This is a genomic window from Brevibacillus sp. NRS-1366, assembly GCF_050467985.1.
In genome coordinates this window covers 756,911-783,357 of the sequence record NZ_JBITPN010000022.1, presented here as the reverse complement: position 1 = coordinate 783,357, position 26,447 = coordinate 756,911, and the positions used below count along the sequence as shown (strand labels likewise).

At 46.6% G+C, this 26,447-nt stretch carries 21 protein-coding genes and 1 pseudogene; 16 read left to right on the top strand and 6 right to left on the bottom strand.

The window, feature by feature from the left end; translation table 11 throughout:
• The first annotated feature begins 175 nt into the window (after positions 1–175).
• Together ACIFQN_RS20540 and ACIFQN_RS20535 are read left to right on the top strand one after the other, a co-directional pair.
• On the top strand, positions 176–4,450 hold the full coding sequence (locus tag ACIFQN_RS20540) for a phage tail tape measure protein (protein WP_429834867.1): 4,275 nt from the start codon (positions 176–178) through the stop codon (positions 4,448–4,450).
• 296 nt (positions 4,451–4,746) lie between these two features.
• Positions 4,747–4,932: a hypothetical protein gene (locus tag ACIFQN_RS20535; RefSeq protein ID WP_429834866.1), complete on the top strand. Its 186-nt coding sequence runs from the start codon at positions 4,747–4,749 to the stop codon at positions 4,930–4,932.
• Positions 4,933–5,536: 604 nt separating this feature from the next.
• Here ACIFQN_RS20535 and ACIFQN_RS20530 read toward each other — a convergent pair.
• Entirely contained in the window at positions 5,537–5,881 is a 345-nt protein-coding gene (locus ACIFQN_RS20530) for a tyrosine-type recombinase/integrase (protein ID WP_429834865.1), read from the bottom strand.
• A 100-nt stretch (positions 5,882–5,981) separates the two neighbouring features.
• Here ACIFQN_RS20530 and pepT point away from each other — a divergent pair, with 100 nt between their 5' ends.
• From pepT to ACIFQN_RS20510, 4 genes and pseudogenes are all read left to right on the top strand, one after another.
• Positions 5,982–7,214: a peptidase T gene (gene pepT, locus ACIFQN_RS20525; protein ID WP_429834864.1), complete on the top strand. Its 1,233-nt coding sequence runs from the start codon at positions 5,982–5,984 to the stop codon at positions 7,212–7,214.
• 295 nt (positions 7,215–7,509) lie between these two features.
• Positions 7,510–8,432, top strand: a pseudogene (locus ACIFQN_RS20520) (M42 family metallopeptidase).
• A 159-nt stretch (positions 8,433–8,591) separates the two neighbouring features.
• On the top strand, positions 8,592–10,076 hold the full coding sequence (locus ACIFQN_RS20515; protein ID WP_429834863.1) for a PLP-dependent aminotransferase family protein: 1,485 nt from the start codon (positions 8,592–8,594) through the stop codon (positions 10,074–10,076).
• A 52-nt stretch (positions 10,077–10,128) separates the two neighbouring features.
• Positions 10,129–11,061: a D-alanine--D-alanine ligase gene (locus ACIFQN_RS20510; RefSeq protein ID WP_429834931.1), complete on the top strand. Its 933-nt coding sequence runs from the start codon at positions 10,129–10,131 to the stop codon at positions 11,059–11,061.
• 141 nt (positions 11,062–11,202) lie between these two features.
• On the opposite strand, the gene ACIFQN_RS20505 is transcribed toward ACIFQN_RS20510, so the two are convergent.
• Positions 11,203–11,679, bottom strand: coding sequence for a DinB family protein (locus ACIFQN_RS20505; RefSeq protein ID WP_429834862.1), 477 nt, complete (start codon positions 11,677–11,679; stop codon positions 11,203–11,205).
• A 140-nt stretch (positions 11,680–11,819) separates the two neighbouring features.
• On the opposite strand from ACIFQN_RS20505, the gene ACIFQN_RS20500 reads away from it, so the two are divergent.
• The 7 genes from ACIFQN_RS20500 (at position 11,820) to ACIFQN_RS20470 (ending at position 20,051) form a co-directional block, all read left to right on the top strand.
• Complete coding sequence (locus tag ACIFQN_RS20500; RefSeq protein WP_429834861.1) at positions 11,820–12,266, top strand: hypothetical protein; 447 nt, start codon at positions 11,820–11,822, stop codon at positions 12,264–12,266.
• Between the two features lie 76 nt (positions 12,267–12,342).
• Positions 12,343–12,879 carry a hypothetical protein gene (locus tag ACIFQN_RS20495; RefSeq protein ID WP_429834860.1) on the top strand — a complete coding sequence of 179 codons (537 nt, stop codon included), beginning with the start codon at positions 12,343–12,345 and terminating at the stop codon, positions 12,877–12,879.
• Between the two features lie 344 nt (positions 12,880–13,223).
• Entirely contained in the window at positions 13,224–14,687 is a 1,464-nt protein-coding gene (locus ACIFQN_RS20490; protein ID WP_429834930.1) for an ABC transporter permease, read from the top strand.
• Positions 14,688–14,696: 9 nt separating this feature from the next.
• On the top strand, positions 14,697–16,205 hold the full coding sequence (locus tag ACIFQN_RS20485) for an ABC transporter permease (RefSeq protein ID WP_429834859.1): 1,509 nt from the start codon (positions 14,697–14,699) through the stop codon (positions 16,203–16,205).
• A 15-nt stretch (positions 16,206–16,220) separates the two neighbouring features.
• A complete protein-coding gene (locus ACIFQN_RS20480; RefSeq protein WP_429834858.1) occupies positions 16,221–17,192 on the top strand; it encodes an ABC transporter ATP-binding protein in 972 nt (323 codons plus the stop codon).
• Complete coding sequence (locus tag ACIFQN_RS20475) at positions 17,189–18,172, top strand: ABC transporter ATP-binding protein (RefSeq protein WP_429834857.1); 984 nt, start codon at positions 17,189–17,191, stop codon at positions 18,170–18,172. The genes ACIFQN_RS20480 and ACIFQN_RS20475 overlap by 4 nt, the downstream gene beginning before the upstream one ends.
• A 61-nt stretch (positions 18,173–18,233) precedes the next feature.
• Positions 18,234–20,051: an ABC transporter substrate-binding protein gene (locus tag ACIFQN_RS20470; RefSeq protein WP_429834856.1), complete on the top strand. Its 1,818-nt coding sequence runs from the start codon at positions 18,234–18,236 to the stop codon at positions 20,049–20,051.
• Between the two features lie 144 nt (positions 20,052–20,195).
• Here ACIFQN_RS20470 and ACIFQN_RS20465 read toward each other — a convergent pair whose 3' ends face one another.
• Positions 20,196–20,699 (bottom strand): hypothetical protein, encoded by a 504-nt coding sequence (locus tag ACIFQN_RS20465; protein ID WP_429834855.1) that lies wholly within the window; start codon positions 20,697–20,699, stop codon positions 20,196–20,198.
• Positions 20,700–20,758: 59 nt separating this feature from the next.
• Here ACIFQN_RS20465 and ACIFQN_RS20460 point away from each other — a divergent pair, with 59 nt between their 5' ends.
• Together ACIFQN_RS20460 and ACIFQN_RS20455 are read left to right on the top strand one after the other, a co-directional pair.
• On the top strand, positions 20,759–21,406 hold the full coding sequence (locus ACIFQN_RS20460) for an MBL fold metallo-hydrolase (protein ID WP_429834854.1): 648 nt from the start codon (positions 20,759–20,761) through the stop codon (positions 21,404–21,406).
• Positions 21,407–21,497: 91 nt separating this feature from the next.
• Positions 21,498–22,793, top strand: a complete 1,296-nt coding sequence (locus ACIFQN_RS20455) for a CapA family protein (protein ID WP_429834853.1) — start codon at positions 21,498–21,500, stop codon at positions 22,791–22,793.
• Positions 22,794–22,807: 14 nt separating this feature from the next.
• Here the strand turns inward: ACIFQN_RS20455 and ACIFQN_RS20450 are convergent, their stop codons facing one another.
• Complete coding sequence (locus ACIFQN_RS20450; RefSeq protein ID WP_429834852.1) at positions 22,808–23,881, bottom strand: hypothetical protein; 1,074 nt, start codon at positions 23,879–23,881, stop codon at positions 22,808–22,810.
• A 126-nt stretch (positions 23,882–24,007) separates the two neighbouring features.
• Here ACIFQN_RS20450 and ACIFQN_RS20445 point away from each other — a divergent pair, with 126 nt between their 5' ends.
• Positions 24,008–25,129: a class I SAM-dependent methyltransferase gene (locus ACIFQN_RS20445; protein WP_429834851.1), complete on the top strand. Its 1,122-nt coding sequence runs from the start codon at positions 24,008–24,010 to the stop codon at positions 25,127–25,129.
• A 70-nt stretch (positions 25,130–25,199) separates the two neighbouring features.
• Here the strand turns inward: ACIFQN_RS20445 and ACIFQN_RS20440 are convergent, their stop codons facing one another.
• Together ACIFQN_RS20440 and ACIFQN_RS20435 are read right to left on the bottom strand one after the other, a co-directional pair.
• On the bottom strand, positions 25,200–25,466 hold the full coding sequence (locus tag ACIFQN_RS20440; RefSeq protein ID WP_429834850.1) for a DUF2626 domain-containing protein: 267 nt from the start codon (positions 25,464–25,466) through the stop codon (positions 25,200–25,202).
• A gap of 168 nt (positions 25,467–25,634) precedes the next feature.
• Positions 25,635–26,333, bottom strand: a complete 699-nt coding sequence (locus tag ACIFQN_RS20435) for a helix-turn-helix transcriptional regulator (protein WP_429834849.1) — start codon at positions 26,331–26,333, stop codon at positions 25,635–25,637.
• Positions 26,334–26,447 lie beyond the last annotated feature (114 nt).

Sequence of the window (26,447 nt, the reverse complement as noted above, 5' to 3'; positions counted from 1 at the left end):
GAGGATCAATGAATCCCAGAATTGAGGCTCACGAAGCCCTAACCGCACTTTGCGTGTGGTAGGGCTTTTTCTTTTGCTCCCAACGCAAAGCGCGAGTCTCAATAGGGATGTGATTAAAGTGTCTAACATCGAAGTTGGCGATCTAGTCGCCAGGATCTCGCTAGATGACACGGGCTTGGATAAGTCCATGGCTCAAATCCAGCGCGAAATGAAACTCGTTGCAAGTGAGTTCGATAAGGCTTCCGCAGGACTCAAGGCATTTGGAAACGAGGAAGCGCAATTAAAGACAAAAAGCGATCAGTTAACAAAAGAGCTTGCTTTACAAGGACAAAAAGTCAGTCTGTTACGGCAAGAATTCCAAAAATCGGCCAGAGAAAAGGGCGAGGATTCTGCAGCTACCCAAAAGCTTGCAACGCAATTAAATAAAGCTGAAGCAGCAATGTTCCGGATGCATGCCGAGCTGAACAAAGTCAATAAAGAATTGGCTGATCAGCCGTCACACATGCAGAAGTGGTCAAAGGAATTACAGAGTGTTGGAAACCGCATGCAATCGGCAGGTATGGAGATAGCAACATCCTTCGGCCTCGCTGGTGCAGCAGTTACAGCGGCGTTAGGGCATGCAGTAGGCACAGCAGCAGACTTTGAGGCGAAGATGGACAGGGTTGGAGCTATTGCCGAAGCAAGCGCAGCTGACCTTGATGCAATGTCAGAATCAGCTATGAAGCTAGGAGCTGCTTCAAGTAAATCAGCAAGTGAAGTTGCTGAAGGTATGGAAATGATGGCAGCTATGGGCTTTCAGGCAAATGAAATTATCGCTGCAATGCCTGGTGTCATCTCTGCTGCTGAAGCATCCGGCGAGGATATGGCACTGGTTGCTGACACGATGGCTGTTTCTTTGCGAGCCTTTGGTTTAGAGGCGAGTCAGTCTACGCATGTAGCAGACGTCTTGTCTAAAACAGCGAATGTCTCTGCGGCAAACCTTCAAGGAATGGCATATGCACTGAAATACGCAGCTGCGCCAGCACACACGCTGGGCATGTCTTTGGAAGAGGTTAGTGCGGCTGTAGCGATTATGTCTGATGCCGGAATTCGTGGGGAAACAGCTGGAACCACCTTACGTATGTCACTCACAAGATTGGCAAAACCAACAGATGAGGCTTCAGAGGTTCTGAATCTGTTAGGTGTAAAGATCAACGATACCAGTGGAAATATGCTCCCATTTGCCGACATCGTTGGTCAATTACAGCAAAAAATGTCTGGACTCAGCAACTCCCAAAGAGCTGCATACTTAGCGACAATCTTTGGTGTAGAGGCTATGTCCGGGATGATGACAGTTGTAGAGGCAGGGCCCGAGAAATTCCGTGCATTAACCAAAGAACTTGAAAACTCATCTGGGGCTTCAGCTGAAGCTGCAGCAAAAATGAAAGACAACTTGAAAGGCGCTCTGGAACAGCTGAATGGCGCACTAGAAACGGCGCAGATAACAATCGGTAATGCACTTATCCCCGTCATTAGAACACTATCCGAAGCTGTGCAAGGAGTAATTGAATGGTTCAATGATCTCAGTCCATCCATGCAACAAGTTATAACCATCACAGCAGCAATAGCCGGCTCGTTGTTGACGCTGGTTGGGGCGTTTGGGGCTGTGTTGGCTGTCGTTGGATTAGCTGCAAGTGGATTAGGTGCGCTCGGACCGACGCTTGGAACTGTGGCCGCAGCCATTCTTCCAGTAACACTTGCCATCGCCGGTTTGACGGCTGCAGGAGTGCTTTTATACAAGAACTGGGACACCATCAAAGCATACGCTGTCCAGGTCTGGGGTAAAATTCGAGATTTTATCCAACCAGCAGTCGATGAGGTCACAGGATACATTTCTAAAAAGTTCACAGAATTGAGTTCTTGGTGGCAAGAAATGTGGCCACAATTAAAGACCGCGTTTACAAACGTCTGGAATGGGATTTCAGCAGTTATTACGCCAATTATCAATAACATTGTTCAGTTAATGGAGTGGGCATGGCCATACGTTAGTTCGTTGATAAGCCAAGCATGGGAAGGTATTAAAACCACCATCGACATATCTTTGGGTTTGATCAAGGGTGCCGTTGAAGTGTTTGCAGCTATCTTTAGTGGCGATTGGAGTAGGTTGTGGGAAGGGATAAAGACTGCGACTTCAAGCAAACTCAACGAGATCGGCTCATCATTAGTCACGTGGTTTACGGATAGTGTTTCATCTATCCAAGAAAAACTTGGTGAGTGGAAAAAAGCCTTTACTGATTGGTTTGATGAACAAAAAACAACCATTCCAGCAAAATTGACAGAATGGTGGATCAGCATTGCGGAATGGTTTGCAGGTATCCCCGACAAAATTTATGGAAAATTGCTTTCTTGGGGAGAAGCCATTCGCCAATGGGCAAAAGAACAGAATCAGGAAAACATTCGCCAATTCTCTGCATGGTGGAATGGCATCTCAGAATGGTTTTCAAGTGTACCATCAAAAATCAGTGACAGCTTGGTTGAATGGAAGAATACTCTCGTGACATGGTTCACGGATCAAGTAAGTAGTATTTCTAACAGTTTATCTGGATGGACTACTGCTATCGCTGAATGGTTCTCAAGTATTCCCTCTAAATTCAATAGTTCGTTAAATGATTGGTGGAATTCTATCAGTAAATGGTTCAGTGAAATTCCCAGCAAACTTTCAGCAAAGCTAGATGAATGGTGGGTGGCAATTAAAGATTGGTTCACTGGTCTTTCTAGCAAACCTGAAATTAAAAATGCTGGAACCGGTATGATCACTAGTCTTGCTGATGGTGCAAAAGAAATGAGTCCTAGCGCAATGGACGAACTTGGGAAGAACATCGTCGACGCATTGTTGGGTGCCCTTGCCGTCATAGGAATTGCCTTAGTTGCTGCTGGACGAGAAGTTATCAAACGCTTTGTTGAAGGCGCAAAGTCAATCGACATAGCTGAGATAGGACGAAACATTGTTCAAGGATTAGGCGAAGGCATTCAAAGCATGGCTGGGTGGATCAAAGGGAAGGTAGCTGAATTTGCTTCCTGGGTGTCCAGTGGGTTTAAAGAGTTCTTTGGAATCGCTTCTCCTTCACGTCTAATGGCCGATTATGGAAAATACATTGTCGAGGGTCTTTGGCAAGGTATCAACTCCATGGTTTCTTGGATTTCTGGAAAGGTAACAGAGTTTTCTTCTACGATCGCTGAAAAAATCCGCAACTTCTTTGGGATCAATTCGCCTTCCAGGTTGATGGCTGAATATGGTGGCTACATTGCTGAAGGTCTAGCAGTTGGTATGCGTCAAAATGAGAAGGCCATCGCTGATGCAGCAAAAGCCCAGGCAGACATCGTAAAGAAAAAGACGCAGGAAGCCAAGGATGCTGCAGTTGCACACTGGAAAGAAATGAACACCAAGGTCAAAACCGAAGCCGATCTAATGGCAACAGCAATTGAAGGGGCTTTGACCAAGGTCCAGGAAACAACCAGCCTAGAATTAGCGATCTCGAAGCAAGAGTTTGAATTGTTTGCTTCCACACTCGGGACAACCACAGCTGACGCTGCTCAAAAATTGGACGCTCAAATGGAACTGTTGAAGATCCAACTAAATGCTTCAACAGAAACGGTTGATTTGCTGAAAGACGCTTATGACAAGATGGCTGCCGCAAAGGGAGAAAACAGCGACGAAGCCAAAAAGTTGTATCTAGAGTTGTTGAAAGAGCAAACAGCACTTCAAGGGATCAAAAACGAATTGAAGGAAGTCGAAGCTCAGCTGAAAAGCGCTACAGCTGCAAAGATAGCCTTTCGTCAGGCTGACGGAAAAAACTACTTCAAGAATGATAATGGGCATTGGGTCGAGATCGGTGACACAGGTCCTTACAATCCGGTAATCGTGGATGACGAAGGAAACGTAAGTGAAATCCCTGGCTGGCTTAATACTACAAAACCTGATACTGACAGTGGTGGTGGTGGAGGTAAAAAGAACAAGTATGACAGAGATGACTTCACTGATAGAGACGGCGATTTTAAGACGCCGACAAACGATTTCTTTGATGACTGGCATGATGACCTCAAAGAGCTTGAAAAAGGGTCAAAGGGCATTGGCAAAGCAATCAAGGATTCTCTAGACAAAGTGAAAGAGTCTTTCCGTTTCCCTGGGCTAGCAACAGGCGGTACCGTTACACAATCCGGACTTACTTGGGTTGGTGAAAAAGGACCTGAGCTGCTCAACTTACCTCGTGGATCCCAGGTAGTCGCTAATCATGATCTTGGCAAGCTTGGTTCTTCTAATGTAATCCAAAACTTTAAATTTGATGTCCGTGTTGAAGGGTCAGTGAATGGAATATCTGACTTTAGAGAACAAATGATTCGGGTCATCAAGAATGATGCACTGCCAATTTTAACTCAGCAATTACGTCAACCAGCAAGAGCTAGAGGATGAAATAAGCAACGAACGGATTTCCACGTTGGTTTCTGGACGGTAAATTCCGTTAAGTGGGGAGATTCCAAGAGCCGCCTACGGGCGGCTTTTTCTTGATGTGAAATAAAAGAGAGGGGTGGATATAGATGGTTAACAAAAGGCAGGATAGTACGGAATCAGTTTGTATCGTAATCCATCCTGAGATACTAGCGAAAGTTTTGGCAAAACACTTTACAAAGGCACTCATTGCCAAACTTGAGAGAGAATCGAGTAGTAAGTCTACTCAGTAACACAAAAGCAGAAAAGGAGAAAGCGGAATGTCTAAGAAACGGCCAGAATTAAAGATCAGGGCACACTACATGCTTATTGATGGAGAAAAAGTTGAGATTGACCCCCTCAAGACCGACCTGCCTGACCGCTGTAAATTGCTCTTAGCTGAATTGATGACAGGTCAAAAGTATGAGTTAGTTGAGGAGGGGTCCACAGTACCCGACAAGCAGTGAAGGGGTGCAAGCGATGAGCAAGGGTCCTCTATTACGTATGGAGCCTGCTCAAATTTGAGCGCTCTCCACCGTCTCTCGCCTGCTTCACTGAGTCTTTCCAGTTGGATTCAGAAATCACGAACCGCATCTGTTTGAACAGTTCCTAGAGATATGTGTCCACAAGGGGGGGAGTCCCCATTGATGTGAAAGTGATGTGAAACTCTAACATCAAGGAGTAGAAAATACGATAAAAGAACATAAAGATAACGCTGAGAAGCTTTATTTAAAAGGGTTTCAGCAGACTATAACAGAAGGCAAAATAATAGGGCGTGCTCCCTTATTGGGGGCGGTTTTATTCTTTGAGTATAGGGTTGAAAAATGAAAAAGATTATTAATGCTTTTGTTTTATTGTACTGATTATAATTTTGGAATATCACAGAAATGACTTTGGCATGAACACCTTGGCTAATCAAGAGGGTTCAACTTTTAACCGTTCCTTGCGACGATGGAGAACGTATTTTTGCATCTTTGATAAGACAGAAGTGGGGAGGGATACTTTCCGTCTGCTGTTTTTAGTTTTTGGAATTTTTAAAACGTCCTCGCCTTTTGCAGAGGTAGTCATACTCTATGCGACATCGATAATCCCATTGTCTAAATCCATATACTTCCACTTTAACCCTAGAAGCTCGCCAAGATGTAATCCTGTTGTAAGAGCAAGAGTAATCATCATTCGCCAATGAAATGGTTCTTTTTGCAATTCAATCAATAGTGCCTGAACCTCGGATTCGTCGTAGGGCAAAACTTCCTTGTGAACGACTTTGGGCTTTAGAACATTTGCTACGGGGTTATTTTTGATTACCTTCCACTCTGCTGCTCGAGTATGGCCCAGTACAAATTGAAGATTCGACAGGGAGCGTGGTAGAATTTGTAATGGGATCGTCTCTTTCTTTGAATAGGTTTGATGGTACAAACGATTCTATCGAAAAGACAAACCTTTTTCTACCATTTTTAGGTTAATCAACAGGCGTGCTTTGTTACATTACGAATTGTATTGGAGTTGAGATAAGACTATGAAAACGGAGATCATCAATAGATTCATCTCTTACGCTCAAGTGGATACACAGTCCGATGAGGACAGCGAAACTTGCCCTTCAACACCAGGGCAGCTAGTGCTTGCCCAAATGCTCGTAGAAGAGCTGAAAGCCATAGGTATGCAGGAAGTTACGGTGGATTCGAACGGTTATGTAATGGCATCCCTTCCGGCCAATACAGACAAAGAGATTCCAACAATCGGTTTTCTTGCTCATATGGATACGGCTACCGATTTTACCGGTGCCGGCGTGAACCCGCAAGTCATCGAAAATTATAACGGACAAGACATTGTCTTGAACGAAGCACTGAATATTGTCCTTTCGCCGCGCGAATTTCCAGAGCTGGCTGGCTACAAAGGCCACACGTTAATAACGACAGACGGTACCACTTTACTTGGGGCTGACGATAAAGCCGGTATTGCAGAAATCATGATTGCTATGGCTTATCTGATTCGACATCCAGAACTGAAACACGGGAGGGTAAGAGTGGCTTTCACCCCGGATGAAGAAATCGGCAAAGGCCCACACAAGTTTGATGTGTCCGCCTTCGACGCAGCGTATGCCTATACAATGGATGGTGGTCCTCTTGGCGGGCTCGAGTACGAGAGCTTTAACGCTGCTACAGCCATCATTACGTGCAAAGGGAAGAATGTTCACCCTGGCACGGCCAAAGGTAAAATGGTCAACGCTGCTAAAATAGCCATGGAGCTGCATGGCTTGCTGCCGGCTGATGAAACTCCTGAGAAAACGGAAGGCTATGAAGGCTTCTATCATCTGTCTTCTATTCAGGGTGATGTCGAGCAAACACAGCTTCGTTATTTGATCCGGGAGCACGATCGTAATCGGTTTCAGGAGAGAAAGTCCGAGCTGGCTCGTATCGTAGAAGAATTACAGAAAAAATACGGTGATAAGCGAATAGAGCTCGAAATCAAAGACGAATACTTCAACATGAGGGAAAAGATTGAGCCTGTAATGGAAATAGTGGACATCGCTAAGCAAGCACTAGAAAACCTCGGAATCGAGCCGATTATTCAGCCGATTCGCGGTGGTACGGATGGCTCCCAGCTATCCTACATGGGGTTGCCAACACCGAATATATTCACAGGCGGGGAAAATTACCACGGGCGGTTCGAGTATGTTTCGGCTGACAACATGGTGCAGGCTGTGAACACCATCATTGAAATCGTTAAGCTGTATGAACAAAGATCCTAAGAGTGGGCAGCATCGAGCAGTAGGTGGATAAATTACAATGCGGTTTTCGAATAGGATAAAAACCCTATTGAAAAAAGCCCAAGGCAACAAGCTGGCTAATATAGTACCCATTTAGCCACACATTTTCAATCGGCTTATCAAACAACATCTGTATATGATCTAATTTTCCTTCTATGATATAAAGATGTTTGTAGCCAAAAACAACCTCCTGTAAACAAAAGCTTTTCAGAAAATGATATCGGGATGATTTGCCGCAAATTCTGTAGCGAGCGAATAGATAAAGGAGGAGATCGAGTTGAGCGAGTGGGTACAGATTTTAAAGGAACTGTCAGAGGCGTCAGGGGTTCCTGGACAAGAACAGGAAGTACGGGAACTGATGCGCACCTATTTAGAGCCTTACACAGAAGAGTTATCCACCGATAATCTGGGTAGCATCGTTGGTCGAAAAACGGGGACAGCCGATGGACCGAAAATCATGGTTCAAAGCCGCCACATATCTCCTCTGCCAGTGACAAGGCAAAAGTGGTCGAAATCACGGAAATGTATATCGATATTGGGGCGACCAGTACAGAACGCGCCAAAGAATTAGGCATTCGGCCAGGCGATCCGATCGTCCCCATTTGTCCCTTTACCGTGATGGCCAACGACCAGATGTATATGGGCAAAGCTTTTGACAATCGAGGCGGTTGTCTGGCAGCGATTGAACTGGTAAAAAGCCTGCAAGCTGTCGATCATCCAAACACGGTTTTCGCTGGTGCCACCGTACAAGAGGAAGTGGGACTTCGCGGGGCAGGGACCAGTACAACCATGATTGGACCGGATCTGTTTATTGCCTTGGAGACAGGCATGGCGCTAGATACTCCCGGGCTTGCGGATTCACCGTATTTACCAGAGATTAAATGCGGCGGTGGTCCAGTGATTGCCCTGTATGATAAAACACTTGTACCGAATACGAAATTGCGCAACTTGTTGTTTGATACTGCGGAAGAAGAAGGAATCCCTTATCAGTACGGAGCAGCTCCGGGTGTGGGGACAGATGCTGGCGGCCCCCATCTGATCGGGAGGGGAGTACCTTCGATTGTGATCGCGATCCCGGCGCGGTATATACACAGCCAGGCTTCGATTCTTCATCATGATGATGTCGAGAATACGGTGAAATTACTTGTTGCGCTCATCAAAAAGCTGGATCAAAAAACGGTCGATTGGATCAAATCGTAAACTCCGTAACGCTTTAAGGATGGGGGGGAACGCGGTCCAGTTATGAGGATGCACCTAGCATAAAAAGTGGAGGAACCACCGAAGGATGAAAAATCCAGTGCGGTGGTTCTTTTTTTCTCTCGTTTACCATGCCATCATTATGGAGGGGGGCGATGAAGGATGTTCCAGGATTTCGAGCTCGTCGGTGACCGGCCGGTCGCGATACAAGTGAAAGAATACGTCAAACGTTTGATCATAAGAGGGGCGCTACAGGCGAACCTGAAGCTGCCCTCTACACGAGAAATGAGCGGTCTTTTAAAGGTGAGTCGCAATACAGTCATTGCAGCCTATGAAGGCTTGGAGGATGACGGATTTACGTATGCGATTCCTGGCAAAGGCAGCTATGTGGCTGCTATGGTGGGCCAGTTTGCTACAGATCAGGTAGAAGCTGACGGGTCCGTCACCTGGCAGATCGACTGGAAGGCCAGAATGAACGAGTATGCTGTATCAGCTGTAGAGCTGGATAGGATGAAGCAGGGTATTCGCGCTAAAAAAGGAACCATCTCGTTTACAAGCATCGCTCCGGATGAGCATCTGTTTGATCTGGGGGATGTGAGGCGAGCCTTTCTGGATCGGATGGCAATCGAAGGACAGGTACTGCTCAACTACGGCTATGCCAAGGGCTACAGGCCGCTGATCGATTACTTGATGCGTTATATGGAGCATAAGGGTGTCGATATCAGCGGCAAGGATATGCTGATTACAAGCGGATTTACAGAAGGCTTTGATATTGTGCTGTCGGCTTTGCGTCCTTCTGCGCGCCGTGGTGCGGCCATTTGTGAAAATCCGACCCATCATACCGCGATCAATAATTTGAAGCTGCAAGGATTTGAGATTACCGGCATTCCGATGGAGCGTGATGGTATTAATGTGGAGCAGCTTGAGGCGGTATTGCAGAAGCAGACAAATAGCTTCGACCTGGCCTATTTGACTCCTTCCTACCACAATCCGACTGGTATTGTCATGTCGCCGGCTAAGCGCAGCGCCGTTATGAAATTACTGATGCGCTATCAGATTCCGGTGATCGAGGATGGATTCAATGAGGAGCTGCGCTACTCGGGAGCACATGTAGCGCCTTTAATCGCGACAGCAGGGCAAGGGAACGGAGTCATCTATATCGGCAGCTTCTCCAAGGTGCTTTTCCCAGGCCTAAGAGTAGGCTGGGTGCTTGGGGACCGAGCGCTGATCGACACGCTGGAAAGCATGAAGCGTGCACGCACCATTCATACATCAACAATCGATCAATCAATTTTATACCAATACTTGCTTAACGGAAATTTCGATAAATATGTAAAAAAAGCACGTACAGAGTATAAGCGCAAATATGAGCTGACAAAGGCATGCTGTGAAGCACATCTTCCTGAGGCACAGCTGTCTGGTGACGGAGGCTTGCACTTGTTCCTCACCTTTCCGACAGGCGTAAATACACGCCAGCTGCTCGAAGCTTGCACAGAACAGGGCGTTATATTTACACCCGGAGACAAGTTTTTTATTAAAAAAGGCGAAGGAACGAATACGTTGCGGCTAGGTTTTTCACGCGTAACGGATGAAAATATCGAGCGGGGTATTCAAATCATCTGCAAACAGGTGCGTTGGTTTCTTTAGCCATAACGAACAATCCGTAACCACATAATCTTTAAGAAAATGAGGTGTCATGATGAAGATTGGCGTTATGATGGGCGGTATTTCCTCTGAGCGTGAGGTTTCTCTGCGGACAGGTCAAGAGATGATTACACATTTGGATCGAAGTCGCTATGAGGTGATTCCCATTTTGATCGAGCAGCGAGCGGATTTAATCACGCAGGTTCAGCAGGCAGGCATCGACTTCGCACTACTTGCGCTGCATGGCCAATATGGAGAGGACGGCACGGTGCAGGGAGCGCTGGAGACACTGGGCATTCCCTATACAGGAAGCGGTGTCCTGGCAAGCAGCCTAAGCATGAATAAGCAGCTGTCCAAGATTCTGCTGAAGGCAGCGGGTGTGCATACGCCTGCAGGTCTTTGCTGGCAGGGGATGGACGATTATGATCCGCAGACGGTGGAGCAGCTGGGCTACCCGATTATTGTGAAGCCGAATACGGGGGGATCGAGTATCGGCGTTCAGCTCGTACAAAATGAGAAGGAGCTGCTGCCGGCTGTTCAGGAAGCTTTCGGCTTGGGCCAGGCGATCTTGATTGAGCCCTATATGAAAGGGACGGAGCTTACATGCCCGATCGTGGATGGCGAGGTACTACCGATTATCGGTATTCGCTCCGCGCATTCGGAGTGGTTCGATTACAAAGCGAAATACGAGGTGGGTGGCGCTGAGGAGAAGGTGATCCAGCTTCCTCCCGTTACCCTGCAGCGTGTACGTGAGGCGGCGCTAACCAGCTACCGGCTGCTGCAATGCAAGGTCTATGCAAGGGTCGATATCATTTTATATCAGGATACGCCTTACGTGCTGGAAGTGAACACCTTACCGGGAATGACCGCGGGCAGCCTTTTTCCGAAGAGCGCAGCTGCAGCAGGTATGACCTATACACAGCTGCTGGACCGCATTATTGCTAGCTCTCTCCATGAGCGGACCCAGGAATGGGGGACGGGAGTTTAACCAAATGATGGCGCAACTTGCAGAACAATACCTTCCTTTGTGGGAAAACCGAATGGTGCTTCGCAAAAATGCAGCAATATACGTTTGAACGATTAGAACCGCGAGAGCTTTCCCGCGGTTTTTGTCTGTTGGATGAAATGATTAGGTAGCAGAAGCGATTCCTTTACGTAAGCCGGAAATACAGCCCATGTGCATGCCTTCATGGTACAGAGTGAAGAGCAGCATTTCTCCAAAAGTGTGGATCGTGCCTTTGTCGCCGAGTGCAAATGGCCCGGGCAGAGGATCATTCAGACGAGAGTGCAGCGTTTCCTTGATGCGAGCAGACTGTTCTTTGAATTGCGCTGCCAAGGTTTCCAGAGAGGGAACATCACCTTGCCAGTCGGCTGGTTTTGTACCAGGGGCGAACAAAGCACCATAGGATGGTGGCAATGGTGTACCAGTTGGACCGAACAACAGGAAATCCTGGCTGAGTAGGATGTGTCCCAGATTCCAGCGAATATTGTTGGAAAATCCTTCGGGAACGATGTCAGCAGCGTCTTCAGAGGTGTTTGCAAGCGTAGCCAATGTGATACCACGAATCAGATCGTACTGGTTCCATACAAATGATTGATCTTGCATAGGATATAACCACCTTTCCATTATGTAGGTTACGTCTCTCATGTTACAGGAAAACGAGTGCGGCGGATACAGGAGAAAACGTTTTTTTTCAGCAAGTTGTCCCCGATTCCCCATACATATGTAAGAGGGGAGGGGAAACAATGGTCAGTATGGATTCATCTATCGCCTTTTTAATTTATATTACCGCAGTCTCAAGTGCGGCCGCTGGAGTAACCGAAGCTTGCAAATCGGTCATTCCCTTTTTGGCAACGGATTACGAACCGAAGCATGATTGCTGGGAAGACCATAATCATGCTGCGCGGCTCATGCATCACAAGCGATTTTTCAACCTGCTCATCTCAGTAGTTGCGGCAGGGGGAATTTTTGGTGTCCTTGGATTGGACCCTGCGCTGATTCTGACCGGTGCTTCTTCTGCCTATGTCGAAAATTCATGGCAGGTCGGTACATGGCTGTGGGGAATTGTAGCTGTTTTTGGTTCTCCATTTTTTGCCTCTTTGTTAAAAATAGTAGAGGGATTCAAGCAAAATATGAATAATAACCTGCCGCCGAATCGCCCCCGACAAAAAGTGAGCGGACCACGTGAGTAAAGAGAGTAACCTTGCTCCTAGCCATCAAGTAAGGTAAGATAGCGATGTACATACCGGGCTAGAAAAGGTGAGCACAATGAATCGTAGTATATCGTTGTACAGGATGATTATTTTTGCAGTAGCAGTAATGATGCTTGTGGCTTGTTCTGTACAGCCAAAGGCCGCAGGTTCCTTTGATCCTGAAAATCAAAAGGAATTTGGTGTAAACGGAATTTATGTGGGACAAAACATCAAGGAAGCGATGGATCAAGTAAAGCCTGATAAGGCAGATTTCATGGATATGATATCGCGAGAAAGCTATACAGTGGATCAAATGGCAAAAGGTGAGGGCGAGGCAGTGATGGGCATGCTACTGATTAATCGCACTCAGCTCATCGTCAAGGTGAAGAAGGGCGAGCTTCAGTCTATTATGGTTGGAGGAGTCGCACAAGAGGATGCCCAAAAGCTGAAGACAAACCGTGGACTTACGATGTACGACAGCACCGAGCAATTAAAAAAGCTGTATGGAGAGGCTACTGGAGAAAAAGAAGTGGTGTATAAAGGTAGCAAGAACATGGCCACCTTTGGTATTGCCGACAACAAGGTCGTCTGGTTTCGGTTTGATAGTCTGTAGTCATGAGAAGGTACCGCCTACACCTTTGTTTGTAATGGGGGAAAGGCGGTTTTTTTGTTTATTCAGCCGGTCAGAATAGGATGTTGTAAAAATAGTGTTGACTGTTGTAAATTTTTTTAATAAAATAAACCAAGGGTAATAATTCAGACTAAACAACTGTGAATTATATGATATTAGTGAACCAGATAGACTGGACACAGATAAATCCCTCTTTTAAAAATCAAAGCATACAGCCAGTTGAATAATCAATCAAGCTAACTCGACAACGGGAAGCAAACTGATCCAAGTTTGTTTCCTGTTGTCTTTTTTTCACGATCATATTTGGAGGTTGTTGCATGGCATTTATGAATACGGAGCGTCTTGTGCAGGGACAAATGAAAACGACTGGCACTGCAAACCTACGTCACAGCATTGGCATTACTTATGAAAAGATCTGGAGAAACCCTCTGTACAAGGTATTGCTGTTCCTTTCGGGATTACCGCTAAACCTGATCGTCGCCATTGTCTACCTTATTCGAAAGAAAACCGATCCTTTTGTGAAGATCAGAGAGGAAACGTTTTTTCGCTTGCGACAAGAAGGACGTGAAGCCAGGCTCGCGGAGGAGGTAAGAATAGAGCTTGCGAACAAGTATGCATTTTTCCATAAACAGGTGAGTGAAATTCAGCTGCAGCGAGAAATAAAAAAGCTGGCGGGACAAATTTTTCAAGATGAGGTTGCGAAAGAAGTAGAGGAAGTAATGAAAGCGAGAGGGACAAGCAAGATTACATACGGAGGTACGTTCAAAGCGCTACTCTCGAATCCGGTATTTTTGGCAGTTTCCATCCTTTTGGGATGGCTGATGTATTTGGTTATTTTTACTTACAGCAAGCCTTATTTGAAGTACGTGTTTGATCGTTTGGTCATGATGGTGTTTGTGATTTTCGGTGTCACTTTTCTCGTATTTACGATTCTGTACTTATCGCCTCTTGATCCTGCGGCGAACATCTTGGGGCAGACAGCGACACCGGAGCAGCTGGCGCAATTCAATCAGGTTTATGGACTCGACCAGCCTTATCTCATTCAATTGTGGAACTCTTTTAAAGGACTGATCACGTTTGACCTCGGGAAATCGTTCGCTGGTAACGAAATGGTTTCGACAGAGATTATCCGCAAGCTTCCGATCACACTGGAACTAACGGTCATTTCGCTCGTCATTGCCATTCTGATGGCTGTACCATCCGGTCTCCTGTCGGCAACGAGGCAGCATTCCTTTTGCGACTACGGCTTTATGGTACTCGTATTACTGGGACTCTCGATTCCGGATTTTTGGCAGGGTCTTGTTGCTATTTTAAACTTTTCCATTAAGGCGCATTGGCTGCCGGCCACCTATAATCCAGACAACTGGTTGTCCGTAATCAATCCGGCTATTGTACTGGGGACTGGCCTTGCAGCATCGGTAGCCCGGATGACGAGGTCTTCCACCCTTGAGGTGATTCACCAGGATTATATCGTTATTGCCAAAGCCAAAGGCTTAAGCGAGCGAAGAGTCATCCTGAAGCACGCCTTAGGCAATGCGCTAATTCCCATTGTCACAGTAATCGGATTGCAGTTTGGCGGGATGCTTGGCGGAGCCGCCGTAACAGAAAAGGTATTTAATATCAACGGTATTGGCAGTTATATCGTAGATAAACAGTTTGTTCCGGATATACCGGGTATTCTTGCCGGGGTGATCTATGTGGCTATCACCATCTCGATCGTCAATTTGATCGTGGATTTGTTGTACGCCTTCCTCGATCCCCGGATTCGGTCAAAAATAAGCGATTACTAAAGCGGGTGCATGATGAGTAAACACTATGTGAAACGAGAAACAAAGCGTAAGCTGAAAGCTTTTCAGGAATACAAGCTCTCTAATTTTGCCTGGTCTTCTTCTCTCGTCTTATCCATCTTGTTTGTGTTGGCTGGCTACGATCTATTTGAGGGGACCATAGATATTTCTTTCCTGGCATTAGCTGGCATCTATTTGGTTTTTGGACTGTTACAACTGCTGATCTCCGTGAAAATCAAAAAGGATGTTTTGGAAGGGAATGAGATCAAAGCATCGACCCGATTTCTGGGATTTTCACTCGTTATCGCTTTGCTGATCGGCAATATTTTCATTGCGATCGCTGCTCTCGATATGCTCAAAAAAGAAAAGTCGCTGGAATATACCCTATCCATTTATATGTCTCTGACGAATTATTGCGTCATCATGATCTCGGCGATGAATCTGTTCAAGCCGTATGTTGCCGACTTATTTCTACTAGGTATGGGCATTCTACTCGCCATTGGCATTTTGCATATCATTACGCTGATTGTCGTTGCACGATTTGTGAAGAACGGAGCAGTTCCTAGCAAGCTGCAAATACTTGCATACCTGTTGCTTATCTCCTCCGTAACCGGCAATCTATTCTCGTTGCTCCTAGGACTTACGCTGCTGTACAAAATAAAGCATGGCAACAAGGAAGTGCCTGTGACATGGGTTGATATTTTGCGCAGATTATTTAGAAATTCCATGGCAGTGCTCGGCCTTCTCTTTATCACCGTCTTGCTTTCCGTGTCCATTTGCAGTTATTTCACCTTCGAATATTCGCTTGCGACCGAAAACAATTATTCGACACTCCTGCTTGCCCCAAGTCTGGAGTATCCCTTTGGAACCGATGATTTCGGCAGATGTGTATTCTCCAGAATTGTATTCGGCGGAAGAATTTCATTGCTCGTGGGTATTCTTACGACTTTAATCCCAGTAGTCATAGGTGGATTATTGGGTACTCTGTCCGGCTATTACGGCAAGCATGTGGATAACTTCATTATGAGAGCGTTGGATATTTTATATGCGGTTCCGGGAATGCTCTTGGCCATTGCGATCGTGGCGGCTTTCGGAGCCAATACGACCAATTTGATCATAGCGCTTAGCATCGCCTATATCCCTACCTATGCGAGGACGATGCGTGCGACAGTGCTCGGCGTTTCGAACTTGGAGTTCATTGAGGCAGCGAAAGCATGCGGAGCGAAGGATCATTCGATCATTTTTAAACATATCATTCCGAATTCCTTGGCGCCGATCATTGTCAAAGCAACCTTGACGATTGGTGTAGCCGTCATCTCAACCAGCAGTCTAAGTTACTTGGGGCTGGGGGTGGAACCGCATATCCCGGAGTGGGGCAATATCTTGAAAATCGGCAGCGCGTATCTGGAATCCAAATCGTATCTGGCCGTATACCCGGGGATTGCAATCATTCTGATGGTATTATCTTTTAACTTTTTTGGAGATGGGCTTAGAGATGCCTTAGATCCGAAGTTGAAATAGGAGCTGGCGAAGACAGTGGAAAACATCTTGGAAATAAAAAATCTCCACGTCCATTATGTGACGGAAGACAGTGTAGTGAAGGCCGTCAATGGCGTGAATCTGGAAATCAAAAAGGGGGAAAGCCTCGGTCTGGTCGGAGAAACGGGTGCAGGCAAAACGACAACAGCTTTGTCCATTATTCAGCTGATTCCCGACCCGCCCGGCATCGTTGTAGATGGACAAATCCTGTACAAAGGGAAAAATTTAATCCATAACACCGAAAAAGAGAATAAGCAGCTCCGTGGCAATGGGATCTCCATGATTTTTCAGGATTCTATGACAGCGCTGAACCCGATCTTGCGGGTAGGTGATCAATTGGCTGAGGCGGTCATCACTCATAAAAAAGTGAGCAAAACAGAAGCCAAAAGACAAGTCATCGAGCTGTTGGAAACAGTCGGAGTTAAAGCAGACCGCTACAATGATTACCCTCATCAATTTTCAGGAGGGATGAAGCAGCGGGTGCTGATCACGATGGCGCTTTTATGCAATCCTGAATTACTGATTGCTGACGAGCCAACCACAGCTCTGGATGTAACGATACAAGCGCAGGTGCTCGAGCTTATAAAGCAGCTACGAAAGCAGTACAACATGTCGATGCTTTTTATTAGTCATGATTTGGGCGTTGTTGCCCAGACATGCGACAGGGTGGCGATCATGTATGCCGGGGAAATTGTCGAAATCGGTACGGTGGAAGAGGTATACACCCGGCCAAAGCATCCGTATACGATCGGGCTTTTCGAATCGATCCCAAAGCTTGAAGAAGACCAGACCCTGTTGTTTCAGATGGAAGGGAGCATGGCCAATCCGGCCTCATTGCCACAAGGCTGCTTCTTTCACCCGAGATGCAAATACAAGACGGACATTTGTGAAACGATCTCACCTATGTTGCAGGGAGAAGAGCATCTAAGCAAATGCCATTTCTCCGTATGGGATGAGGTGAAAGTATGAGTGCGCACAACCTGCTCGAGATCAAGCATGTGAAAAAACAGTTTACCGTTCCCAGAGGCTCTCTCCATGCAGTAGATGATGTGTCGTTTAGCGTAAAGCAGGGCGAAACGTTAGGGATTGTCGGGGAATCCGGGTGTGGGAAAAGTACCTTGGGAAGAGTCATTCTACGATTGCAGGAACCGACAGCAGGCAAAATCCTGTTCAAGGGCATGGACATTACTGCTTTCACTAAAGAGGAAATGCGGCAAATGAGGCAGCACATGCAGATTATTTTCCAAGATCCGTACGCTTCCCTGAATCCGAGATTGACGGTTTCTCAAATCATTGAAGAGCCCTTAACCTCCTTTAACCTGTACCCCACGGTCAAGGAACGAAAAGCCAGGGTAGCTGAGCTGATGGCGCTGATCGGGCTGCCCCCGAGTGCAGGCAATGCGTATCCGCATGAATTTGATGGAGGGCGTAGACAACGGGTCGTGATTGCGAGAGCGCTGGCGATAAACCCTAGCTTTATCGTATGCGATGAACCGGTTAGCGCACTGGATGTATCTGTCCAGGCGCAAATCCTCAATCTGATGGTACGACTGCAACAGCAGCTGGGACTTACTTATATGTTCATTTCACACGATTTGTCTGTCGTCAAACACATCTCCAATCATGTGGGTGTCATGTATCTAGGCCAGCTTATCGAGAAGGCGCCAAAGCCTGTGTTTTTCAGAAGACCTCTTCATCCATACAGCATGGCTCTGCTTTCGGCGATTCCGCAGGTCAACGTGAAGGAGCAGAAAAGCAAGATCATTTTGAAAGGAGAAATTTCTTCTCCGATCAATCCAGAGCCGGGCTGCCGGTTTGCGCCTAGATGTCCTTTTGCCCAGGATGCTTGCCAAACGAAAGATCCAGAGTGGAAAGAAGTTGAAGCAGACCATTTTGTGGCCTGCCATAGGGTGGAAGAGTTTGCCCAAGGACTGATTTACTACCAGTAATTCCTCATTTATTTTGAGTGGGTTAACGATAGCTGTTTAACGAGGACAGGGAGGATTTTAGATGAATAAGAAGGTCGTATCTGCACTGTTTCTAAGCACATTGCTTGTGCTGGGAGGGTGCGAAATCGCAACGAAAAAGGATGTTGTGAAGGATGTCACCAAGGAGCCAGTCACATCAAAGGGGGCAGATATCGAACTGCTTACGATGAGCAGCAATGAAACAGATGCCAACGTGATTCGAGATCAGCTAACGAAATCAGGATTTCGTGTAAAATTGAACATGCAGCCTGATTTCGGAAGCTATACAGCTCAGCAAAAGGCTGGCAACTATGACATCGCTATCTCAAGCTGGACAACTGTAACGGGTAATCCGGATTATGCAGTCAGATCCTTGTTTAAAACGGGCGGAGACTACAACAAAGGGCCGATCAGCGATCCTGAGCTGGACAACTTAATTGATACGGCAGGATCGCAAACACCGGAGCAATATAAGGAAACGTATAAAAAGCTGGAGCAGCGGCTCGTGTTTGACAAAGCCTATATCGCTCCGTTATACGTATCCTTGAAGAGCCAGGCTTTGAATAAAAACGTATTGAAAGAAAGCTCCGTCCGATTGTCCAAATCCAGATCGATGGTTTGGGAAGCGATCGATTTTGTCGATGAGTCCAAGCGGGATAAAGAGCCATTAATTTTGCAGCAGAGCAATCCGAGCCTGACCTCTCTTGATCCGATTAAAGGAAATGACGGGTCGATTAATATGCTGAATACCAATATGTATGTACGTCTGGTGAACCTGACGGATGATGATCAAATTACGGCAGAGGGCGCTCTGTCCCACAATTTCGCCATTGCTGACGGTAATTCCGAGTATTATTTCCTTTTGAGAGACGACATTACCTTTGCCAAAATGAAAGAGAAAACCGCGGTTGATTCGCTCGAACGAGTAGGTGCAGAGGATGTGGTATTCTCATTAAGCCGCGCTAAAAACAAAGACTCCGTTCCAGATCATAGAACGTACAGCTTGCATGAACATATCCAGAATGTCGAGATTGTTACGGATCTGAATGAGCTCTCCTCCGTGAAGCAGTCCGGATCATCCAGCACGATTAAAGAAGCGCTGGAAAAAGGGGTAAAGGCTCCGATCAGTGGCTTGGCGGGTAGTAAAGAAGAGGCGAACAATCAAGCGGGGAAGTACCAGATTGTGAAAGTAACAACGACAAAACCGTTCCCGCAAGTATTGAACTATTTGGCGCATCAATCGGCAGGGATTGTTTCCAAGAAGCAGGTAGAGAGCATCAATACGTTTGACGTGGCCACGTACGATGTCAATAAGGATGTTTCCTACGGCGATCAGGCGACAGTAACGGAAGGCGCTACGTACAACAATACGCTCACAGCCAGCGGACCTTATATTCTTTCTTACAAAAACGATTACGAGGCGGTATTCTATAAAAATCCTGGCTACAGAAAAGGCTCGGAATTCGAGCCGAAAATTTCCAAGATCGTCGTGCGTTTCATCAAAGACGCGGACAGCGCGTTATCGGCTTTAAGAAGTGGAGAGATCCATGTGTACTACGGCGTTTCGGAAACGAAGTTCGATTTGGTGAATAATGACAGCAAGCTCAAGCTGCAAACCCTCGAAAGCAATGGCGTAGCGTACCTCTTGTTTAACCTGAATAACAGAGAAGTGTCTAAAAGCGAAGATTTGCGAAAAGCGATCTTGTATACGATCAATCAGGATGAACTGATCAAAACGTATAACGACCATAAATTTAAAGCAGTATCGACGTTAACGCCTTTAGTGAAAACGGGTTTGGAGCAGAAAGCGGATCCGAACAAAGTGCAAGAATTCCTGAAGAAGTATACAGAAAGCAAATAAGAAATTTGCAGCCGCGTTAACCTCAGGCCGCCTTCCCCTCTTTTTTCGGGGGCAAGGCGGCCTATGTAGTTTCGACCTGTTGGATCCGAGCCTTGGATCCGGGTCTCATTGGCATGAGCGGTCCAAGGTCATCGGTAGTAGTTTTTACGATCCACGGTGCAGCCAGGTAAGCGTTATCTGATAGGCGCGCGCAATTCCTTCGGCCAGCTCAGCCAAACTGCTGTCGATGATATAAATCGCTGATTCATCCGCTGTTTGAGGAACGCTGCCGAGTAAATGCTCCCTCCACTGTTCAGAAGCGGCCCAACGGTCTTGTGCAGAGCCAGATGTGGGAGGGACGGTGAACAAAGAAACTCTTTCTGCATACAAGTAAAGATGTTCATTTTGACTGACAAAGCCTAAATCGTCCAGATGCTCCCACTCCGTAGTGGGAGGAAGCAGCAGGAGGGGAAATACGTCCCCCAGCATGGAAGATTTGGTCAATACAGCTTCCAGCTTTTCTCGTTCAGCGTCGTTTTCCACGATAAAAAGCAGTTTGTCTCGGTCAAAGACATTGACATGATCACCAATTTTATGTATGACTTGAGCATAGAAACCAGGCAGCTTACCAGCCGGTACAAGAAGTTCCACGCCGTACATATAGCGCATACCATTCACCTCGAAAAAAGCAATTTACTCTATCGTATCAAAAAATCCGGGAGGTTCCTATGAGCGACCAACAACTAATGATTCAAACCTTTGCATTGGGAGGATTCCAAACGAATGCCTATGTTTTAACAAATCCGCAGACAAATGAGACGATCGTGATCGATCCGGGGATGGAGCCCGCAAGCCTCTTGCAAGCCCTTTCTGGTAAGCAAGTGGTGGCGATCCTGCTGACACATGCTCACTTGGATCATATTGGTGGCCTCAATCAAGTGCGTGAACTGACCAAAGCGCCTGTCTACATCCATCCGCTTGAGCAAGAGTGGCTGACGAATCCGGATCTGAATGGTTCCAGTCGCTGGAATTTACCGGAGCCCATTGTTTGCAAGCGGGCCGAGCATGAGCTGGAAGATGGTCAAACGCTAGAGCTGGCAGGCCTCACAATTCAAGTCTTGCATACACCGGGCCATTCCCCTGGAAGCTGCTCATTTGTGATCGGGCAGCATTGCTTTGGGGGAGACGTACTTTTTGCACAAAGCATCGGGCGCACGGATTTGCCTGGCGGAGACTATGAGACATTGATGATCAGCATCCAGGACAAATTGTTTGAGCTGGATGACGAGACGATTGTATATCCGGGCCATGGACCGAAAACGACAATTGATTACGAGAAAACGTACAATCCGTTCGTGACAGGAATGCTGCGGTAGGTCTTGTGACATGATTCTTTTGGAATAGAAAAGGATATTGATGGCAGGCGGCGAAGAGGAAGGGGTCACAAATAAAAAGGAGCTACGAAATATGAAGAAAAAATGGTGTTTATGGGTGGTAGTCCTTGCCCTAGGGTGCACCAGTGCAGCAGGTTGTGTCCAGCCTGTTGCCAAACAGGAGATGCCCTATACAGCTCCGGCTCCAAACGTGATCCCGACTGATCCCGCCCTACCATCACCTCTGGCGCAGCAAATAGAGGACAGCACAAAGGCAAGCGTAGGGGAAAAGCCGGCTTTGTTGGTCGAGCCTTCTTCGCGTTTTCCTGAACAGCGCATCACGGTCATGGCCGTCGGAGATATCATGGTACATCAGGAGCAGATGGATGCAGCATGGAATGAAGCTACGAAAACATATGATTTCAGGCCTTTCTTTACAAATGTGGAGCCGCTGTTCAGACAAGCGGATTGGATCATTGGAAATTTGGAGACGACGATGAGCGGGAGTGGAGCGAAGTATTCCGGTTATCCCATGTTTAATTCACCGGAAATACTAGCTTCAACCTTGAAGGAGGTAGGCTTCACGGCTGTATCCACTGCCAATAACCATTCGTTGGACCGAAAAGAACAGGGTGTACGACAAACGATCAAGTACCTGGATGAAGCAGGCATCTTGCACACGGGGACATTTGCCAGTCCAGAGGAGCGTGACGAGCCGCTTCTTCTCCATAAGGACGGTTTTACACTTGGACTTCTCTCCTATACGTATGGAACAAACGGCATTCCGATCCCGCAGGGCAAGGATTATTTAATCAATTTGATTTCACCCGAGCTGATTAAAAAAGACATTGCACGAGCCCGAGAAAAGGGGGCGGATCTCGTCGCAGTAGCCCTTCATTTCGGCGAAGAGTACCAGCGTTTACCAAACGATGCCCAAAAGAAGACAGCCGAACTATGTCTTTTGTACGGGGCCGATTTAATCTTGGGCGCACATCCTCACGTCGTTCAGCCCTACGAGTGGAAAACGGTCAAGCTGGAAGATGGAAGCGAGCATACTGGATTAATTACGTATTCTTTGGGGAATTTCATATCAGCGCAGAGATGGGATTACAAAGATGTGGGAACGATTCTGAAGCTCACCCTGCACAAGAGTGAATCCGGGGAAGCAAGCATTGAAGACGCGGAGATGATTCCGACCTATGTTCATTTTTATCGCAAGAACGGTAAACGACATTATGTAATTTATCCAGTTCCCCAGACCCTTGCCAAGCTTCAAAACAAGGAAAAGGATCCGACGTTGACAAAAGAAGCCATCAACTATATGATTCGATTGCAAAAAGAGATGCCTGTCCACGTCGACACGGCCGTTTCAGTAAAAAAAGCCAGCTAACGTATGAGCTGGCCTTATTTCTTTCCGAATCCAAACGGAAGATTCAATTTTAGCTGTAGTTTTAATTCTTCGTTGACCATCGAGATACCCTCTACCTGAATGTTAGGTGAAATCAGTTCCGGATAGAAACCCAAATCGTACGCTTTCTCCATCTCCTCAACGGTGGACTTGGGCAATGCAAATCCGTCAAAAGACAGCTCGTTAATGTGAAATTTCAACTGCGTAGGCGAGACGAGTTCATACGCTCCAACGAGTCGAAGCTCCATGTGATCGTAAGTGCCTTCAACGATCAGTTTATTTTCTTCAAATGAAAAGCGCGATTGTTTGAACAACTCGTCTTTTGCAACCAGAAACTGATTGAAGTCATCCTGCTTGATCGTCAACGTGTGAGAAAAGAGACCGTCTGACTGGATGCGATCCGGTGTAGCCAGCTCGGGAACCTGCACCATGACTTTTGCCAGCATACTGAAGAAGGTCTGGAAGGCCGGCAATCCGCGTTTTTCCCAATCGTCTATGAGATGGTCCATGAGAGCTTCGACTGTAGTCGGGTCGTCCAGCTTTTGCACATTCTTTTCTTTTTCGGCTTGAATGGCAAGCATCTGGGCCAATTGTAACTCGTATTTTTGACGGGTATCCCTGAGAAGAGTTAAGCGGCTTTGCTTGTCGGACTGCAGTGTAGTCAGCTTGAACCGTTCAGATTGGTAGGCCTCTAGCCGATTCATATCGTGTTCATATAAAATTTGGATAAAGTCAAGCATCAATAAAAAATCATTGAAATTTTCCGCATTTAACAATAGGGTCAGAAGATTCGCCCGTTCGCCTGTATAATAGGCTCTAGCTACTTCACCAGCATGACGCTGCATGGCTTCAATCACAAGCTTTTGACGCTGCAGTTCAAGATCAATACGTGCAATCTCCCCATATGTCCGAGTTTCTTCTGCCTTGATCAAGGTGAGAGTCCGCTCCAGCTCTTTTTGAGTGAAATGCTGCTGCAAGATCAACTGCTCCAATGGAAGCGTAGTCTCTTCCTGAGCGAGTACGGTCAGTGGACATATAAAGAGGAAAAGAATGAGCAGAAATTTGCGCATGTTTTCACCTTTTGCTTTCATGATGGGAAATATTTCAAGTGTCTCCCTTATCTCTTTCCCATTGTATGACTTCTTTTCGTATTATAGCCTTAATAGCTTGAATTTGGATAGCAGGAGAAGAGCCCAATGGACTTGAATACGCTGATTCGAGAGGAAATGCAGAAAGAATGTAAGAAAGCCATTCCTTTTTCACGATATATGGAGCTGGCTCTCTACCACCCTACCTACGGTTACTACATGTCAGACAAGCCTAAAGTCGGAAAGGAAGGAGATTTTTTTACGAGCGCCACGGTTCATTCTGTGTTTGCAGAAACAGTAGCGGATGCTGTGATAAAGATGTGGAGAGCAGGAAATATAAAGGCCCCGACCCTGGTAGAAATCGGAGGTGGTACAGGTGCGCTTTGTGGGCACATGTTGGATCGCTTTCGTGAGGCCGTTCCCGATTTGTATCCCCTGCTTACCGTTATCATGATTGAAGCGAGCCCCTATCATCGCAAGATTCAGCAGGAAGTTCTCTCCTCGCACGATGTTGCCAAGGAATGGTTTACTTCGTTGGAAGAGGCTGCGAATCAAAGGCAAATAGAAGGCGTCATCGTCTCGAATGAATGGCTGGATGCATTCCCTGTGCACATCGCTGAAAAAACAAAGGCGGGTTGGCAGGAGGTATGGGTCACGGATGGCGGGGACGGGTTCCTGGAGGGGTTAAACGAAGTAACTCCAGAGCTTGGTAGATACCTGGAATCTTTGGACATGACTTTGCCTGCAGGAATGCGGATCGAGGTCAATCTTTCGTTACAGCAGGCTGCAAAAGCTGTTTCCCGCCTCTTGAAAAAAGGATTTGTTATTACGATTGATTATGGTGACTTGCAGGAAGAATTATATCATCCGAGCCGCAAGCAGGGGACACTGATGTGCTACTACCGCCATCAGGCCCATGATAACCCGTACATACATACGGGAGGGCAGGATATAACAGCCCATGTCAATTTTTCGGCATGGAGCAAGTATGGGGAAGACGTAGGACTGCGTGAATGGGCGTATATGCGGCAAGATCGTTTTCTGATCAAAAGCGGCTTGCTTGAAAAGGCCGTGGCTCATACGGATACAGACCCTTTCACCAGTATGGCGATGAAACGAAACCGGGCGATCATGCAAGTCATGGATCCCGCTGGATTAGGAGGACGATTCCGCGTCATGGTGCAAGCCAAGGGACTGGACGAGGAAATCAAAAAATCCCTCTACGAATGATAGAGAGAACCATGTTCGTTCGACCGTATAATCATACAAAAAAGATGCTCAGTGCGAGCATCTTTTTTCATTACATAATCATTTGCAAGAAAGCGTGTTCTTGTGGTCCCACAGGCATCAAGAAGAAAGTGTAGTACGTGAATCCTACGAAAGACAGGAACATAAAGCCAAAGAAGATGTTTAAGTACACTCGTTCAGTCAAGCTCATGTAGCTCAGCGCTACGAAGAAAGCAGTCAGACCGAAGAAGATGAGCGCCATTGGGTACAAACCGCCCCAAAACGCCATCAGCGCGATTACGATGGTCCAGAAACCAAGCACGCGATACATACGATCCATTTTTGTCCCCCCTTTTGCATAGAACGGTAAGATTTACAAGATTCCTACCCCATTATATAGGACGGGCGAATGTGTGTAAACGGTAAGGTATGACGGAATTTTGTCTTACCAAAAAAGGTATGACGGAATTTTGTCATACTTCGTCTATCCAAAGCAGGAAACGTTTTGTCAATATTGGATCACCGTATAATTACATGACTTACATCCGCCTATCATGGAATCATCCTCACGTAATTCAATTTTCCCCAAGTACGTTTCGAATATTCCCATCAAAAGGGCGTTGTGCATGTGGCATACAGAGTTAGGGTATTTTTTGGCTGAATCTGAAAATGTGCAGTTGTTTACACGGAAGCGGAGAACGCCATCCGTTATAAGCTCAATATCAGGCTTTAATCCTTGGGCGACGACGAGTCGATGAATCAAATGCAATTTTTCTTCCATAGTGGCCGTTTGTAACTGTAATCCGCTTTGGGCAACCGCCCGTTTTGCCATCTCTGTACCGATTCTATGTCCCATGTTGATCAGAGCGGCTTTACCCGGTTCACCGAGCGAGAGCAGACTTTCAATCGCGATGTCGGCCAGCAACTGATAGTCACGCGGTGGGAACTGCAGGCTCACCACCTGGTCAGACAATGAATACAATCGACTGGGACGTCCTCCCTTGCCGCTTTTGTCCGTGACGGCAGTAAGCAGATGGACATCCTCCAGTTTGGTTAAATGCAGCCGAGCAACATTGGGATGAATGGAAAAATGATCGGCTACTTCCTGGACAGTGATTGGGTCTTTGCTGTATGCGACAAATTGGTAAATGGAAAAACGGGTGGGGTCAGCTAAAGCACTGGTTAACTTTTGCGCATCGTAATCCATGCTGTTACCCCCTTCTTGTCAAAACAAATCATTATAAGTGTAACCGAATTTCCTTAGATTGTTAAGGTTCGAGTGTGCAGGGACAGTATATATCCGGATTTTTCGCCAAGTTTT